Source organism: Obesumbacterium proteus, assembly GCF_001586165.1.
In the GTDB taxonomy this organism is placed as follows: domain Bacteria; phylum Pseudomonadota; class Gammaproteobacteria; order Enterobacterales; family Enterobacteriaceae; genus Hafnia; species Hafnia protea.
In genome coordinates, this window is record NZ_CP014608.1 from 373,233 (window position 1) to 389,975 (window position 16,743).

13 protein-coding genes, 1 tRNA gene and 1 rRNA gene are annotated in these 16,743 nt (G+C 50.0%); 3 read left to right on the top strand and 12 right to left on the bottom strand.

What is annotated here, in order from left to right; all coding sequences use genetic code 11:
* Positions 1 to 166: 166 nt before the first annotated feature.
* From DSM2777_RS01840 to pepQ, 6 genes are all read right to left on the bottom strand, one after another.
* Positions 167 to 242: transfer RNA gene (locus DSM2777_RS01840), tRNA-Glu, on the bottom strand.
* 138 nt (positions 243 to 380) lie between these two features.
* A 16S ribosomal RNA gene (locus DSM2777_RS01845) occupies positions 381 to 1,923 on the bottom strand.
* Positions 1,924 to 2,351: 428 nt separating this feature from the next.
* Positions 2,352 to 2,894 carry a menaquinone-dependent protoporphyrinogen IX dehydrogenase gene (gene hemG / locus DSM2777_RS01850; RefSeq protein WP_061553029.1) on the bottom strand — a complete coding sequence of 181 codons (543 nt, stop codon included), beginning with the start codon at positions 2,892 to 2,894 and terminating at the stop codon, positions 2,352 to 2,354.
* A gap of 43 nt (positions 2,895 to 2,937) precedes the next feature.
* Complete coding sequence (trkH, locus tag DSM2777_RS01855) at positions 2,938 to 4,389, bottom strand: Trk system potassium transporter TrkH (protein WP_025802255.1); 1,452 nt, start codon at positions 4,387 to 4,389, stop codon at positions 2,938 to 2,940.
* 65 nt (positions 4,390 to 4,454) lie between these two features.
* Positions 4,455 to 5,069: an IMPACT family protein gene (locus tag DSM2777_RS01860; RefSeq protein ID WP_046459659.1), complete on the bottom strand. Its 615-nt coding sequence runs from the start codon at positions 5,067 to 5,069 to the stop codon at positions 4,455 to 4,457.
* Entirely contained in the window at positions 5,069 to 6,400 is a 1,332-nt protein-coding gene (pepQ, locus tag DSM2777_RS01865; protein WP_061553030.1) for a Xaa-Pro dipeptidase, read from the bottom strand. The genes DSM2777_RS01860 and pepQ overlap by 1 nt, the downstream gene beginning before the upstream one ends.
* Before the next feature lie 202 nt (positions 6,401 to 6,602).
* On the opposite strand from pepQ, the gene fadB reads away from it, so the two are divergent.
* Together fadB and fadA are read left to right on the top strand one after the other, a co-directional pair.
* Positions 6,603 to 8,807 (top strand): fatty acid oxidation complex subunit alpha FadB, encoded by a 2,205-nt coding sequence (fadB, locus tag DSM2777_RS01870; protein WP_061553031.1) that lies wholly within the window; start codon positions 6,603 to 6,605, stop codon positions 8,805 to 8,807.
* A gap of 25 nt (positions 8,808 to 8,832) precedes the next feature.
* The gene (fadA, locus tag DSM2777_RS01875; RefSeq protein ID WP_043490348.1) at positions 8,833 to 9,996 is read left to right on the top strand and encodes an acetyl-CoA C-acyltransferase FadA; all 1,164 of its coding nucleotides are present in this window, start codon (positions 8,833 to 8,835) and stop codon (positions 9,994 to 9,996) included.
* Between the two features lie 143 nt (positions 9,997 to 10,139).
* Here the strand turns inward: fadA and fre are convergent, their stop codons facing one another.
* The 3 genes from fre to pepE all read right to left on the bottom strand — a co-directional run bounded on the left by fre (position 10,140) and on the right by pepE (position 13,276).
* Complete coding sequence (gene fre, locus DSM2777_RS01880) at positions 10,140 to 10,841, bottom strand: NAD(P)H-flavin reductase (protein ID WP_046459662.1); 702 nt, start codon at positions 10,839 to 10,841, stop codon at positions 10,140 to 10,142.
* Between the two features lie 48 nt (positions 10,842 to 10,889).
* Positions 10,890 to 12,398 carry a 4-hydroxy-3-polyprenylbenzoate decarboxylase gene (gene ubiD, locus DSM2777_RS01885; protein WP_043490327.1) on the bottom strand — a complete coding sequence of 503 codons (1,509 nt, stop codon included), beginning with the start codon at positions 12,396 to 12,398 and terminating at the stop codon, positions 10,890 to 10,892.
* A gap of 152 nt (positions 12,399 to 12,550) precedes the next feature.
* Positions 12,551 to 13,276, bottom strand: a complete 726-nt coding sequence (gene pepE / locus DSM2777_RS01890; RefSeq protein ID WP_061553032.1) for a dipeptidase PepE — start codon at positions 13,274 to 13,276, stop codon at positions 12,551 to 12,553.
* Between the two features lie 253 nt (positions 13,277 to 13,529).
* Between pepE and rfaH the strand changes: the two genes are divergently transcribed.
* The gene (rfaH, locus tag DSM2777_RS01895; RefSeq protein WP_046459664.1) at positions 13,530 to 14,018 is read left to right on the top strand and encodes a transcription/translation regulatory transformer protein RfaH; all 489 of its coding nucleotides are present in this window, start codon (positions 13,530 to 13,532) and stop codon (positions 14,016 to 14,018) included.
* Positions 14,019 to 14,073: 55 nt separating this feature from the next.
* Here rfaH and hemB read toward each other — a convergent pair whose 3' ends face one another.
* The 3 genes from hemB to tatC form a co-directional block, all read right to left on the bottom strand.
* Positions 14,074 to 15,096, bottom strand: coding sequence for a porphobilinogen synthase (gene hemB / locus DSM2777_RS01900; protein ID WP_061553033.1), 1,023 nt, complete (start codon positions 15,094 to 15,096; stop codon positions 14,074 to 14,076).
* Positions 15,097 to 15,110: 14 nt separating this feature from the next.
* Positions 15,111 to 15,893 carry a 3'-5' ssDNA/RNA exonuclease TatD gene (tatD, locus tag DSM2777_RS01905; RefSeq protein WP_061553034.1) on the bottom strand — a complete coding sequence of 261 codons (783 nt, stop codon included), beginning with the start codon at positions 15,891 to 15,893 and terminating at the stop codon, positions 15,111 to 15,113.
* Between the two features lie 62 nt (positions 15,894 to 15,955).
* Positions 15,956 to 16,741: a Sec-independent protein translocase subunit TatC gene (gene tatC, locus DSM2777_RS01910; protein WP_025802235.1), complete on the bottom strand. Its 786-nt coding sequence runs from the start codon at positions 16,739 to 16,741 to the stop codon at positions 15,956 to 15,958.
* Positions 16,742 to 16,743: the final 2 nt, after the last annotated feature.

Consider the following 16,743-nt stretch of genomic DNA (forward strand, 5'->3'; position numbering starts at 1 on the left):
TGTGTCAGTGTTTGACCGAAGTCATTCTCACAGTTGCTTAAGCTTTCAAATTTCAGCTTGTTCCAGATTGTTAAAGAGCAATATCTTAAACACGACTCGTTAGAATCATCTTTAAGATTTTTCGTTCATCAGAACGGGTGATAATGTCTTTCACTCATTATCGGAATGGCGTCCCCAAGGGGATTCGAACCCCTGTTACAGCCGTGAAAGGGCAGTGTCCTAGGCCTCTAGACGATGGGGACACGAAAATACCGACAAAGCTTTCACTTTCTCGTTTCGTATCAGCATGAGTCTTAAAACTCACAACATCAACAGGTGCTCTTGCTCATTAATTTCATCAGACAATCTGTGTGGACACTGCACTTAACGCTATCTTTAGGTAAGGAGGTGATCCAACCGCAGGTTCCCCTACGGTTACCTTGTTACGACTTCACCCCAGTCATGAATCACAAAGTGGTAAGCGCCCTCCCGAAGGTTAAGCTACCTACTTCTTTTGCAACCCACTCCCATGGTGTGACGGGCGGTGTGTACAAGGCCCGGGAACGTATTCACCGTAGCATTCTGATCTACGATTACTAGCGATTCCGACTTCATGGAGTCGAGTTGCAGACTCCAATCCGGACTACGACATACTTTATGAGGTCCGCTTGCTCTCGCGAGTTCGCTTCTCTTTGTATATGCCATTGTAGCACGTGTGTAGCCCTACTCGTAAGGGCCATGATGACTTGACGTCATCCCCACCTTCCTCCGGTTTATCACCGGCAGTCTCCTTTGAGTTCCCACCATTACGTGCTGGCAACAAAGGATAAGGGTTGCGCTCGTTGCGGGACTTAACCCAACATTTCACAACACGAGCTGACGACAGCCATGCAGCACCTGTCTCAGAGTTCCCGAAGGCACTAAAGCATCTCTGCTAAATTCTCTGGATGTCAAGAGTAGGTAAGGTTCTTCGCGTTGCATCGAATTAAACCACATGCTCCACCGCTTGTGCGGGCCCCCGTCAATTCATTTGAGTTTTAACCTTGCGGCCGTACTCCCCAGGCGGTCGACTTAACGCGTTAGCTCCGGAAGCCACGCCTCAAGGGCACAACCTCCAAGTCGACATCGTTTACAGCGTGGACTACCAGGGTATCTAATCCTGTTTGCTCCCCACGCTTTCGCACCTGAGCGTCAGTCTTTGTCCAGGGGGCCGCCTTCGCCACCGGTATTCCTCCAGATCTCTACGCATTTCACCGCTACACCTGGAATTCTACCCCCCTCTACAAGACTCTAGCTGACCAGTTTCAAATGCAGTTCCCAAGTTAAGCTCGGGGATTTCACATCTGACTTAATCAACCGCCTGCGTGCGCTTTACGCCCAGTAATTCCGATTAACGCTTGCACCCTCCGTATTACCGCGGCTGCTGGCACGGAGTTAGCCGGTGCTTCTTCTGCGAGTAACGTCAATCACTGCGGTTATTAACCACAATGCCTTCCTCCTCGCTGAAAGTACTTTACAACCCGAAGGCCTTCTTCATACACGCGGCATGGCTGCATCAGGCTTGCGCCCATTGTGCAATATTCCCCACTGCTGCCTCCCGTAGGAGTCTGGACCGTGTCTCAGTTCCAGTGTGGCTGGTCATCCTCTCAGACCAGCTAGAGATCGTCGCCTAGGTGAGCCATTACCCCACCTACTAGCTAATCCCATCTGGGCACATCTGATGGCGTGAGGCCCGAAGGTCCCCCACTTTGGTCCGAAGACGTCATGCGGTATTAGCTACCGTTTCCAGTAGTTATCCCCCTCCATCAGGCAGTTTCCCAGACATTACTCACCCGTCCGCCGCTCGTCACCCAGAGAGCAAGCTCTCTTGTGCTACCGCTCGACTTGCATGTGTTAGGCCTGCCGCCAGCGTTCAATCTGAGCCATGATCAAACTCTTCAATTAAAAGCTTGATTTGCTTAAACAAGTTAAGCGATGCTCGAAAATTAACTTTCGTAATAATTCAACTAAATGAATTACTGCTTGGTCACTCTTCAAGACTTTAATATTTTATCGTCCGAGGACGTTAGATATTGTCTTGTGAGTGCCCACACAGATTGTCTGATAAATTGTTAAAGAGCAGCGAATTGCGAACATTCGTTCCAGCAACTCGGGAGGTGCATATTACGCTTTCCTCCTGAAGAGTCAAGCTTTTTTCTTTTCAGAAATTCGCATTACTGCGATGCTTTTCTCTTCCTCACCGAGCGACGTTTGCGTCGTTGTTCCCGGTCAGTGGTGGCGCATTATAGGGACTTCTGAACGGCTGACAAGTGTTTATTTGAAAATAATTACTGACCGCGTAATTTATCAACAAAAGTTGTGTTTTGTGATGATTATCGCACCGTACTGCTGGTTAAACGGACAAATTCCTGTGCAAAGCGCCCTACATCCTGCCAATCCGTATATTCAACTTCTTTAGTCGTATCTGTTTCCCCACCGGTCATTTTCATAATAAGTTTGATCATGACCTTATCTAACCAACCATATCGTGGGTAACGCAGCGCGCCTGCAAACACCGAACACTGTTTTGGCTGCCAAGGAGTAGCCAGTAAGAACTTACGCGTATACGCATTAGTCTGTGGTGTTCTCTTCTCAAGTTTACGAGCAGTGAGGTTTACAGCAAAGAATGCGCTCGGCATTGCATTTAACTGTACAGCATTCATTTTGGTGAACTGATATAGCGCACGTTGAAAATGCCCGTAGCGAACCGAGGCACCAATCACGACCGCCTGATAGTTCGCAAGATCGATATCCATCGAGATTGCCAAATCTTGCACATCACACATCATCGTTTCAGATAAGGTTGAGGCTATATAAGAGGCGATAGCTTTTGTCTGTCCATCTCGGCTTGAATAAAGCACTAATGTTTTCTTCATGGCTTACGGCCTCTGGCATTATCCATAATTAATCGTGAATACTTTAGTTACGCCAAAACGTAGGCGTAAACAGCACTAATAAGGTGAAGACTTCTAATCGACCAAACAGCATGGTGACGACAAGTACCCATTTAGCCGCATCATTCATCGAGGTGAAGTTATCTGCAACCACCCCTAACCCTGGGCCGAGGTTGTTCAAAGTAGCGACCACTGCAGCAAACGCAGAAAAATCATCAACCCCTGTCGCGATAATCGCAAGCATGCTAATGATGAAGACTAATGCGTAGGCAGAGAAGAACCCCCACACCGCTTCAAGGATACGCTCCGGCAAGGCTCGGCTACCTAGCTTGATGGTGTAGACCGCATTAGGATGCACCAGTCGCTTAAGTTCACGCGACCCCTGCAAGAACAGCAGCAGAATACGGATGACTTTCAGCCCCCCGCCTGTTGAACCCGCACAGCCCCCGATGAATGCGGAGCATAATAGAAGCACAGGCAGGAATAACGGCCAGTGCGCAATGCTATCAGTGGTAAAACCAGCGGTTGTCGCCATCGATACCACTTGGAAAAACGCCTGATTCACCGTTTGTAGCCCCGTTTGATAAACGTTATGCCACCATAGAACAAGGGTACATACCGCCACCAGCGTCAACTGAACAAAAATGAACATACGGAATTCAGGATCGCGCCAATACACTTTCAGGCTTCGCCCGCTAAGGAGCGCAAAGTGCAAACTGAAGTTACAGCCGGAAATCAGTAGGAATACCGCAATGATGGTATTGATAGTAGGACTGTTGAAATAGCCTATGCTGGCATCGTGCGTTGAGAATCCGCCAATCGCGATAGTTGAGAAGCTATGAGAAATCGCGTCGAAAACATCCATCCCCGCGCCCCATAGCGCCACGGCACACGCAACGGTGAGCAGAACATAGATGAACCATAATGTTTTGGCCGTTTCAGCAATACGTGGGCGCATCTTATTATCTTTTAGCGGCCCCGGCATTTCAGCGCGATAGAGCTGTAATCCACCTACGCCCAAAATAGGCAAAATGGCTACGGCCAAGACGATGATCCCCATACCACCAAGCCATTGCAGCATCTGTCGATAGAATAAAATAGCTTTAGGGAGGTTATCTAAACCAACAAGTGTCGTTGCCCCTGTGGTCGTTAAGCCTGAGAAAGATTCAAAGAAGGCATCTGTCACGCTGAGGTTCGGACGTTCTGAAAACAGGAAAGGCAATGCCCCAACGCTGCCCAACACCGTCCAGAACAGCACGACAATCAAAAAACCTTCGCGCGGTTTTAACTCATGTTTTTGTTTACGCTGTGGCCACCACAGTAAAGTACCAATCGTTAGCGCAACAAAGAAAGTTTGAGTAAACGCCCGGCCTGCACCGTCACGATAAATCAGGGCAACAAGCCCCGGGATAATCATAGTTCCGGAGAACAATATGACGAGTAAACCGACGATGCGGATAATGGCACGAAAATGCATTCGGGCACGTTCCTTGCTCAATTAAAGAGTAATAAGTACAACAAAAAAGATAATGCGGGGGATTATTACGAAGTCTGATGTAATTGCAATGAGCCACGGCTCATGTTGCGTAACTTTTCAGCGACGTCTTCGACAACCAGCACTGGCAAACTCACCGTCAGCAGCACATCAACAGCATAATCACTCTGCAAGATCTCGCCCCCAGCCTGCGCTATGACGGCTTCAACTTGGGTCAATAATCCATAGTCACACTGCAAAGTATACTCAGCCTGTGGCACTTTACGCGCTACCGGCAAAAGTTTTAATGCTTGCTGAACACCACCCCCGTAGGCCCTAACCAAACCACCGGTTCCCAATCGGATGCCGCCATAATAACGCACGACGACCGCCGTAATTTCACCAATATGACTGCCCATCAGTTGAGCAAGCATGGGTTTTCCCGCCGTTCCCGACGGTTCACCATCATCTGAGAAACCTAACTGTTGGGAATCATCCGGCGCACCAGCAACAAACGCCCAGCAATGATGACGCGCATCAGGATGCTCGGATTTCACCTGAGTGACAAAAGCTTTTGCCGCTTCGCTACCCGTCGTATGTGCCAACAAGGTAATGAAGCGGCTTTTTTTGATTTCCTCGCTGAAGCTCAGCGCCTCAGCGGGAATAAGATAAGGCTGACTCATTAATCCAAATGCAGATCGCGCGTCATATTTTCCACTGATTTCTCGTGGAAAATAACGTTATCTTCAATACGGATCCCGCCGTAAGGGCGGAAAGCGTCAATGCGAGCCCAATCAAAGTGCTGACTGAACTTCCCTTCTTTCCACGGCGCGAGCAGTGAATCAATGAAGTACAGACCAGGTTCGATGGTCATCACCATACCCGGTTCCATGATGCGCGTGCAGCGTAGGAATGGATACATTTCTGGCGCGGCCAGATGAGTGCCATTTTCATCCTGCATAAAACCTGCAACATCATGAACCTGTAGCCCAAGCGGATGCCCCAAGCCATGCGGTAGGAATGGACATGTCAGCCCTTGCTCCACGGCAGCTTCTTCACTGATGTCTTTCAGGATATGGTGTTTCTTGAGCAATTTTGCCAAACGCTGATGCATTTGCAGATGGTAATCCGTGTAGCGAACACCACATTTCAGTGTCGCGATCAGCGCCTGCTGCTCTTTGTTCATATCGCTGACCAAGGCTGCAAAATCACTATCGCTTTTAGCCGCGTAGGTACGCGTTAAATCAGCCGCATAGCCGTTATACTCCGCGCCCGCATCAAGCAAGAAGCTACGGACTTCAGAAGGCAACTTATGCTGTAACGTGGTGTAGTGGAGAACCGCAGCATGCTCATTCAGCGCCACGATATTGTCGTAAGGAACATCCGTATCACGATGCCCTGTTGCCGTCAGATATGCCTGATTGATATCAAACTCACTCATACCCGACTGGAATGCTTCTAACGCCGCTTGATGCCCAACTACCGCCGTCTTTTGCGCTTCGCGCATACACGTTTGTTCATAGCCGGTTTTATATGCGCGATGGTAGTGCAGATAATCCAGCACGGCCTGCGGATTGATATTTTCGGCTTTAATGCCCAGAGACTGCGCACGCTGCGGCACATAGCCGATATAGGCAATACGATCGCGCGCACTTGGCAACAGCTGTGCGATGTCATCCGCTTTACGCAAAGCGGTCATTTCTACATGAGAAGTCCAAAACGCTTCTGGCAGTGGTTCAACGCTATACCAGTAATCAACGGGAGAGTAGAACCACAGTTTCGGCTTATTCACCCCGTCTACCCACAGCCAGCAATTAGGCACTTGAGTCACCGGCACCCAGGCTTTGAACTGAGGATTCACCTTAAACGGATAATCGCGATCGTCTAAGAACAACGATAGCAACTCACCAGAATGAATAAGTAATCCATCCAATTGACTACGCGCTAAAACCTCACGGGTGCGCTGCTGCAGCGTTTCCATGTGTTCAGAATACAACGAAGCTAATGTTTCCATGTAAATGACCCTTTGCCCACAACGAATTTTTCCATCTTATCACAGCCCTCCTTAAAAACAGGAAGTTGGCAAAAATCCCGTTCAGCTCTCTGTGATCAAGTTTGCAAATGCGCAATGTTTTGTTTGCATTTTTTTAACATTAAACCCACACTTCAAAGCATCTGGTCATACCAGATCAACTGCGCTGATTCAGGAGATCACGATGCTCTACCAAGGCGAAAACCTACATGTAAACTGGCTCGAAGACGGCATTGCCGAGCTGGTATTTGACGCCCCAGCCGCCATTAACAAGCTGGATACCAAAACTGTTGCCAGCTTAGGCGCAGCCTTAGACGTGCTTGAAAAACAGCCGCAGCTGCGTGGTCTACTGGTGCGTTCGACCAAAGCCGCTTTTATCGTTGGCGCAGATATCACCGAGTTCTTATCTCTCTTTGCTGCCCCAGCAGAAAAACTCACGGAATGGCTTAACTTCGCTAATAGCGTATTTAACCGCTTAGAAGATTTACCTGTACCCACCATTACCGCCGTAAATGGCTATGCGTTGGGCGGTGGTTGTGAATGTGTATTAGCCACCGATTTCCGCATCGCTACGCCGGACGTTCGCATTGGTCTGCCTGAAACTAAGCTAGGAATTATGCCTGGCTTCGGCGGCTCGGTTCGTTTGCCGCGCCTACTCGGTGCGGATAGCGCACTGGAGATCATTGCCGCCGGTAAAGATATTGGCGCTGAACAAGCCCTCAAAGTCGGTTTAGTCGACGCGGTGGTATCGCAAGATAAACTGGTTAGCGGCGCACTTAAAATGCTGCACCAAGCCATCGATGGCCAACTAGATTGGAAAGCACAGCGCCAGCCAAAACTGGAACCGTTAAAACTCAGCCCAATTGAGTCGCTGATGAGCTTCACCACGGCCAAAGGCATGGTGATGCAAACTGCAGGGAAACACTATCCTGCGCCAATCACCGCGGTGAAAACCATTGAAGCCGCTGCTGGTTTAAAACGTGCCGAAGCGCTTAAGCTTGAAACCGCCAGCTTTGTGCCATTAACCCGCACCACCCAAGCTCGCGCTCTGGTTGGCATTTTCCTTAACGATCAGTTCGTAAAAGGCAAAGCAAAGAAACTTGCCCAGTCTGGACAAGTCCCTTCGCAGGCTGTGGTGCTCGGTGCGGGTATTATGGGCGGCGGTATCGCCTATCAATCTGCGCTGAAAGGCACGCCGGTGTTAATGAAAGACATCAGTGAAAAATCGCTGGTGCTTGGTATGAATGAAGCAGGCAAACTCCTCAACAAACAGCTCGAACGTGGGAAGATCAATGGCCTGAAAATGGCGCAGATCCTCTCTACAATCCAACCAACGCTGAACTACGCAGGTGTTGAACATGCGCAAATCGTGGTTGAGGCCGTTGTTGAAAATCCAAAAATTAAAGCTGCCGTCTTAGCGGAAGCAGAATCATTGATCAAACCAGACGCGGTTCTGGCTTCGAATACCTCCACCATCCCTATCGATCAGTTGGCAGCCTCGCTGCAACGCCCAGAAAACTTCTGCGGCATGCACTTCTTTAACCCAGTACATCGCATGCCATTGGTAGAGATCATTCGCGGTGCTAAAACCTCCGATCAAACGATTGGTACCGTTGTCGCTTATGCCACCAAAATGGGCAAAACACCGATCGTGGTGAATGATTGCCCTGGTTTCTTCGTCAACCGCGTGCTGTTCCCTTACTTCGCCGGTTTTAGCCTGCTGTTGCGCGACGGGGCTGATTTCCGCCAAGTTGATAAAGTGATGGAGAAGCAGTTTGGCTGGCCTATGGGCCCTGCTTATCTGCTCGACGTCGTCGGCATCGACACAGCACATCATGCTCAAGCGGTGATGGCTCAAGGTTTCCCGCAGCGTATGGGGAAAAACTATCGCGATGCGGTGGATGTGATGTTTGATGCACAGCGCTTTGGTCAGAAAAACGGCGTGGGCTTCTATCGCTACGAGCAAGACAGCAAAGGCAAACCACGTAAAGTACAGGACGAACAAACTGCGGCTCTTCTAGCAGAGGTTGCACCATCTAATGAACAGTTCAGTGATGAAGAGATCATCGCTCGAATGATGATCCCGATGATCAACGAAGTCGTGCGCTGTTTCGAAGAAAAAATCGTGGCAAGCCCCGCTGAAGCAGACATGGCGCTGGTCTATGGCATTGGTTTCCCTCCGTTCCACGGCGGTGCATTCCGCTACCTAGACACCATCGGCACCACGCAATATGTCGAAATGGCTCAGCGCTATCAGCATTTAGGTGAGCTGTATCAGGTACCGGCCGGCCTGCGCGCCAAAGCAGAAACCAATGCGACCTATTATCCGGCGGCGGCGCCGATTGAGACAGACGCAACGATGGCCTCCAGCGCCACTCAACAGGCTTAAGGAAGGAATCATGGAAAACCGTTCAATTGAAAACGTGGTAGTTATTGATGCCGTCCGCACGCCAATGGGCCGCTCAAAAGGCGGCGCATATCGTCAGGTTCGAGCCGAAGACCTCTCGGCGCATCTGATGCGTTCACTGCTCAGTCGCAATCCAAACGTCGATGCAAAAGAGATCGATGATATTTACTGGGGCTGTGTACAACAAACGTTGGAGCAAGGCTTTAATATTGCACGTAACGCCGCTTTGTTGGCTGAACTGCCGCATAGCGTACCGGCAACGACGGTTAACCGCCTGTGCGGTTCATCGATGCAGGCGATTCACGATGCTGCTCGCGCCATTATGATCGGTGACGCACAGATTAGCCTGATTGGCGGCGTTGAACATATGGGTCACGTACCGATGAGCCACGGCGTTGATTTCCACCCAGGCCTAAGCCGCACCGTTGCCAAAGCGGCTGGCATGATGGGGCTGACCGCCGAAATGCTGGCGAAAATGCACAAAATCAGCCGTGAAATGCAGGATGAATTTGCCGCTCGCTCGCATCAGCGCGCCTATGCCGCCACAACTTCTGGCGCATTTAAAAACGAGATCGTCCCTACCGCAGGCCACGATGCCGATGGCGTGTTGAAAATGCTGTTCAATGATGAAGTTATTCGCCCTGAAACCACCGTCGCCAGCTTGGCAGCGTTAAGGCCCGCCTTCGATCCGGTGAATGGCACCGTAACGGCGGGCACCTCCTCGGCACTTTCCGATGGTGCATCGGCCATGCTGTTGATGAGCGAATCACGCGCCAAGTCATTGGGCTTGAAACCACGCGCACGTATCCGTTCGATGGCCGTGGTCGGCTGCGATCCTTCCATTATGGGATATGGTCCCGTGCCCGCGACACAGCTCGCTTTAAAGCGCGCCGGACTGAGTATTTCAGATATTGGGCAGTTTGAATTAAACGAGGCGTTTGCGGCTCAGACCCTACCATGTCTAAAAGATCTAGGTCTGCTGGATGTGTTGGATGAGAAGGTGAATCTTAACGGCGGTGCAATCGCCTTAGGCCATCCACTCGGCTGTTCCGGCTCACGTATCTCAACTACGCTGCTGAATCTGATGGAACGCCGTGACGTACAGTTTGGTCTGGCAACCATGTGTATTGGATTAGGTCAGGGTATTGCGACCGTGTTCGAGCGGGTTTAACCAACTCTGTTGCTTACCGCTTGAAGCATAACGGGTACAAAAGTTTAGTTGCCGTACTTCCCGCCTGTCAGGGGCGGGTTTTTTATTTCTGGCAGAACATCATCTGCTAGCAGCCGATACACCCTACTAGCAGATGCGTTATATCAGATGAACGCAAACGCATCGCCAAACATATGCTCTGCTTTGGCTTCACGCTCGGCACAGAAACGCTCACGCGCAATCTTCGCCATTTCAAAACGCCCAGCGATATAGATGTCGTATGCCGCCAGCGAGCCGTAATCTTGTAGAACAGCGCTCAAAACGGTGCCAGTTCGGCCATTCCAGCCCTCTTCTGGCTGTTCAACCACAGGGATAACTTTCAGCTGTGGATGCTTTTCTTGCAGCGCTTCTAACTCGGCCAGATCGTACAAATACTTGGATTCACGTCCACCCCAATAAATCGCGATTTCACGATTAGGCTGCTCTGCCAGCGCCATCATTAAAATAGAGCGAGTGTAGGAGAATCCGGTACCACCGGCGATCAACACTAATGGACGATCTCCCTCTTCGCGCAGCCAAGCGTCGCCATGAGGAATATCAACATTCACCACACGATCTTTCAGGATGCGATCCATTACCGCCATCGCATAGAGATTGATCTCTGAAGCGCCGATATGCAGTTCGATAAAATCCTTTTCCAATGGCGTTGAAGCCATAGAGAACGGACGCTTGTCACGCTCATCCATTTCAACCATCAAATACTGGCCCGCGCGAAACGAAACCGGTGCTTCCGGCACTAAGCGAACGCGATAAACCGTATCGGTGATAGCCTCAACGGAAGTGACTTTACAGCTCAACGTTGTCATGTAGTTACTCTATCGGATAATGGGTTTTGCATAACCAGACAGCCACCGTTAATTAGGCTTGCGGCTATTCTTAGCGTCAGTATGGTTATCTTCCAGAATTGCCAGTTCATCCCAGATGGCATCAATCCGCGTGCGGACTTTTTCATCCATAACAATGGGGCGTCCCCATTCGCGTTGTGTTTCGCCCGGCCATTTGTTGGTGGCATCCAGTCCCATTTTGGAACCCAGCCCCGACACAGGTGAAGCGAAATCAAGATAATCTATCGGTGTATTTTCAATCATCACCGTATCACGCGCGGGATCCATTCGAGTAGTGATTGCCCAAATAACGTCGTTCCAATCTCGAGCATTGATATCATCATCACAAACAATGACGAATTTGGTGTACATGAATTGGCGTAAGAACGACCAGACGCCCATCATCACGCGTTTGGCATGACCGGCGTACTGTTTCTTCATGGTGACGACCGCCATGCGATATGAACACCCTTCCGGCGGCAGATAAAAATCCACGATTTCCGGGAACTGCTTTTGCAGAATCGGCACGAAAACTTCGTTTAATGCCAGCCCCATCACCGCAGGTTCATCCGGTGGACGTCCCGTATAGGTCGAATGGTAAATAGGATCACGACGCTGGGTAATATGCGTCACGGTAAAAACGGGGAAATTATCGATTTCATTGTAATAACCCGTGTGGTCGCCATAAGGTCCTTCTGGCGCCATTTCACCCGGCTCGATATAACCTTCCAGCACGATTTCAGCGCTGGCGGGCACTTCCAGATCGTTAGAAATACATTTAACGACTTCGCTCTTATTGCCGCGCAATAGTCCGGCAAAAGCATATTCAGAAAGCGTATCCGGCACCGGTGTCACCGCACCGAGTATTGTTGCCGGATCGGCACCTAACGCGACAGACACCGGGAAGCGTTCACCGGGATGTGCTTGGCACCACTCTTGGAAATCAAGCGCACCGCCGCGATGAGACAGCCAGCGCATAATCACTTTATTCTTGCCCAAAACCTGCTGGCGATAGATGCCAAGATTCTGCCGCTCTTTATGTGGGCCTCGGGTCACCGTCAGCCCCCACGAAATCAGCGGTGCAGCGTCTTCCGGCCAGCAATGCATCACCGGAATACGGCCTAAATCCACATCATCGCCCTGCCAAATCAACTCTTGGCACGGCGCGGTGCTCAGCCGTTTCGTCGGCATATTCAGAACCTGTTTAAACTGAGGCAGTTTATCAAACAGATCGCGAAACCCCTTTGGCGGCTCCGGTTCTTTTAAAAATGCCAACAGCTTACCGACTTCACGCAATGCGCTAACATCTTCCTGTCCCATACCTAAGGCGACACGCTTCGCGGTGCCAAACAGGTTACACAGAACAGGAATGTCATACCCCTTTGGGTTTTCAAACAACAACGCTGGGCCACCGGCACGCAAAGTGCGGTCAGCTATTTCTGTCATTTCCAGATAAGGATCGATTGGCTGGCTGATGCGTTTTAGCTCACCTCTCTGTTCCAGCAAAGAGAGGAATTCGCGCAAGTCACGGTATTTCATAGCTTTCTTATTGGGCTGGTGAAGAACCCATTATAAGCGTTCTTCACTTTGGTTGCTGCACTTTTGTTACAAGCAGGTAACTAATTGCTTTAATAAGCATTATCATTCGATAGGCTGCCAGCAACAAACGGTATCTCTTCACTCACTAGCGATTAACGACAGCGGAAAGGCACCACCTCGGCCAATGCTTGCGTATCAAAATACTCATGGGTTTCTTGGTTGTGACGGAACACTTTATAGCCCTGAGCTTTCACGCTGTAGTATTCCAACTCATCGCCAGAGACATGCAGCAAGCTGCCTTCACGCAACGCGATCACATATTCACTTGGATTCACCGCACAGAACTCAGCAATACGCTCGTCGCGCGTTTCGCCCATATGACCACTCAGGTGGGCATCAATATAGTGTGGGTTGATCTGAACAGGGAACAGACCTAGCGCAGGCAATACCACGCTGTTGCGCACTGGCATATCGTTGGTGGTACGAATGCTTGGCGTTGCCACGTTACAACCGGCACTCCAGCCGATATAAGGGATCTCACGTTCACGTACCGCACGCTGAATCGGCACAATCAAGCCATTCTCATGCAGCATTTGGTTCAGCAACCAGGTATTACCGCCGCTCACCAGAATACATTCCGCCTCTTCAATCGCTTTAACCGGATCGTCAAAATGATGCAGACTTGTCACTTGAATGCCTAAAGAGTTTTCTAACTCTGCGGCACGCGCGTCGTAGTTACCGCGGATCACAGCATAGGGTACCAGTACGGCAGAACGTATCTTCTTGCTTAGCAGCATGGACTGAATAGGCCCTTTTGCATAACCCAGCAATTCAGATTCACCGGAAACCTTACCGTTACTCAGTAAAAACAACTCCATGGAAATTTCTCCTGACATTGAGAATGATTTTATTGCGTTTTATCACGCCGAAACCACACCTAACCCGAGTGGTTATATAGGCCGACATTTATAACTAATAATTATGTTCAACGCTGTGATCTTCTGCCTGAAGTGGCAAAAAATGTAAAACCGCGGGGTAAACAATGGGCAATACTCGCTATAAATACCTGAAACTGTCTATCAATCCGACCTTTTGCTATGCTCTGGGTAAGTCATTAAATAGTAGGTTGTTATGGAATCGTGGTATCTGCTGTATTGCAAAAGAGGTCAACTAGAGCGTGCGAAAGAACATCTGACGCGTCAGGAAATTCCTTGCTTTACGCCAATGATTACGTTGGAAAAAATCGTACGCGGCAAACGTACACAGGTGAAGGAACCTATGTTCCCTAACTACATGTTTATCGAGCTTGATCCCGAAAGAATTCACACCACCACGGTACAGTCTACGCGCGGGGTCAGCCATTTCGTTCGATTTGGATCTCTTCCGGCCACTATTCCTTTTAAGGTCATCAAGCAATTGATGATGGCTCCCCTTACTGAACGCATTGATCCGGATACACCAGCGCCTGGCGATACCGTTGTGATCACCAGCGGTGCATTTGAAGGTTTTGAAGCCATTTACAGCGAAGCCGATGGCGAAAAACGCGCCATTCTATTGCTTAACCTGCTCAATAAACCCGTTCAGCAAAGCGTTGAGAATACGGATTTCGAAAAGCGTTAAACAAAAAAACCGCCGTGAGATATCAACGGCGGTTCTTGTTTTCTTCAAACAGCGATTAACGATTCATTTCTGCATCATGCAGCCACTGGGCAACACGTTTGGCGAAATAAGTCAGCACGCCGTCAGCGCCCGCACGTTTGAAGCAAATCAGAGACTCCATAATCGCTGGTTTTTCTTGCAGCCAGCCATTTTGGATTGCGGCCATATGCATCGCATACTCGCCGGAAACCTGATAGGCAAAGGTCGGCACACCAAAGGTGTCTTTCACACGACGTACCATATCCAGATACGGCATACCCGGTTTTACCATCACCATATCAGCGCCTTCTTGCAGGTCCTGAGCAACTTCCTGCAAGGCTTCATCGCTGTTGGCTGGATCCATCTGATAGGTTTTCTTGTTGCCCCCTTTCAGATTGCCAGAAGAGCCCAATGCATCACGGAATGGGCCGTAGTAGCAAGAAGCATACTTCGCGGAATACGCCATGATCTGGGTATTGACCATCTGCTGGGCTTCAAGCTGATCGCGAATGGCACCGATACGACCATCCATCATATCGCTCGGAGCGATAATTTCAGCACCGGCTTCGGCATGAGAGAGCGCCTGACGCACCAAAATCTCTTTGGTGATATCGTTAATGACGTAGCCATCAGCGTCGATAATCCCATCCTGCCCATGAGTGGTATAAGGGTCTAACGCCACATCGGTCAGTAAGCCCAACTCAGGAACCGCATCTTTCAGCGCACGAACGGCGCGCTGCACTAATCCATCAGGATTATAAGCTTCTTCAGCGTGCAGTGATTTTTTGTCTGTGCCAATAACAGGGAACAACGACAATACCGGTACGCCCAGTTTGGTAATCGCTTCTGCTTCTTTGACCAGCAGATCGATTGTCATACGGTGCACACCCGGCATTGAGGAAACTTCTTCCTGATGATTCTTGCCTTCCATGACAAACACGGGATAAATCAGGTCGTCTACGGTCAGGACATTTTCAGCAACTAAACGACGGCTGAAATCATGGCGACGAACACGACGCAGACGACGGCCTGGGAAGGCCCCTGGAAATGCATAGCTCACGTTATTCTCCTTACTCATACCAGCCGAAAAAGTTGGCGGGCATTATTTTCAGTAACCTGCTTTAACCACTCCACATCCTGCTGACGCCAGCCAGCGACCTGTGAAACGATGTGCGGTAAGAAACAGGGTTCATTACGTCGCGATTTAGGTTTGTTTTCTAAGTCACGCGGCAGTAAATAGGGGGCGTCCGTTTCAAGCAATAGACGCTCAGTTGGGATCTCGGGCAGCATGGCACGCAGCTCAAGGCCACGTCGCTCATCACAAACCCATCCAGTGATGCCGATGTAAAGCCCCAGATCCAAACATTCATGTAGCTCTTCACGGCTACCGGTAAAACAATGTACTACCGCGCCGGGTATTTTGGCTAACCACGGACGCAATAGAGAGATAAATTTTTCATGTGCCGAACGGCAATGCAAAAACAGCGGTTTGTTGAGCTCTGATGCCAACGCCAACTGGGCGGTAAAAGCTCGCTCTTGTTCGTCTGGGGTCGAAAAGTTGCGGTCAAAATCAAGGCCGCATTCGCCAACGGCAACGACTTCTGGCAAAGCAGCCAACGCGGCGATCTCCTCGGCGCATTGCTGATCCCATGAGCTGGCATTGTGTGGATGAACACCGGCCGTTGCCCAGCAGTAGTCTGGATACTCCTGCGCCATGGCGATAGCGCGTTTGCTCTCGTGGACGTCGGAACCGGTGACCAACATAGCACTCACCCCAGCCATACGTGCTCTCTCGACCACCTGAGGAACATCTTTGGCAAACTGACTGCTTGTTAAGTTAACACCAATATCCAGCATGAAAGCACTCCAAAAACCATGTAAAGAGGCCGCCCTTTCGGCGGCCTCTGGCACTTATTGTGTCAGCCCTGTTTTGGCTGCTCGTCGGTATCTTCTTCGCTTCCCTCATCCTCTTCATCACGAGAACGACGTTTACCCACGTAGAACCGAGCGAAGAATACGCCGATTTCAAACAGGATACACATTGGGATCGCCAGCAGTGTTTGTGAGAACACGTCAGGCGGCGTGAGCAACATGCCCACAACGAAGGCACCCACGATCACATATGGGCGTTTCTGTTTTAACTCTGCTGGCGTAGTCACCCCACTCCAGCACAGCAAAATAATGGCTACCGGAACCTCAAACGACACGCCAAACGCCATAAAGAGCGCCATAACGAAATCGAGATAGTTATTGATATCCGTAGCGATTGTCACACCAATCGGTGCGGTTTTCGCAAAGAAACCAAACGCCAGTGGGAACACGATAAAGTAGGCAAACGCCATACCTAAATAGAACAGGAACGAGCTTGAAACCAGCAATGGCATCAGCAAACGACGTTCATGCTTATAAAGGGCTGGAGCCACAAAAGCCCAAATCTGGTACAAAATCATCGGCGCAGAAACAAACACCGACACCATCATCGTTAGCTTAATCGGCGTAAAGAACGGCGATGCGACATCGGTGGCGATCATGCTAGCGCCCTGTGGCAACTGCTTAATCAGCGGCGATGCAATCAGGTGGTAAATGTCGTTGGAAAAATAGACCAGCGCCAGGAACACCACCAGAATACAAATAATCGAATTTAAGAGTCGCTTACGTAGCTCGATTAAATGGCTAATCAGAGGCTGGGTATCATCAACGGCCATGC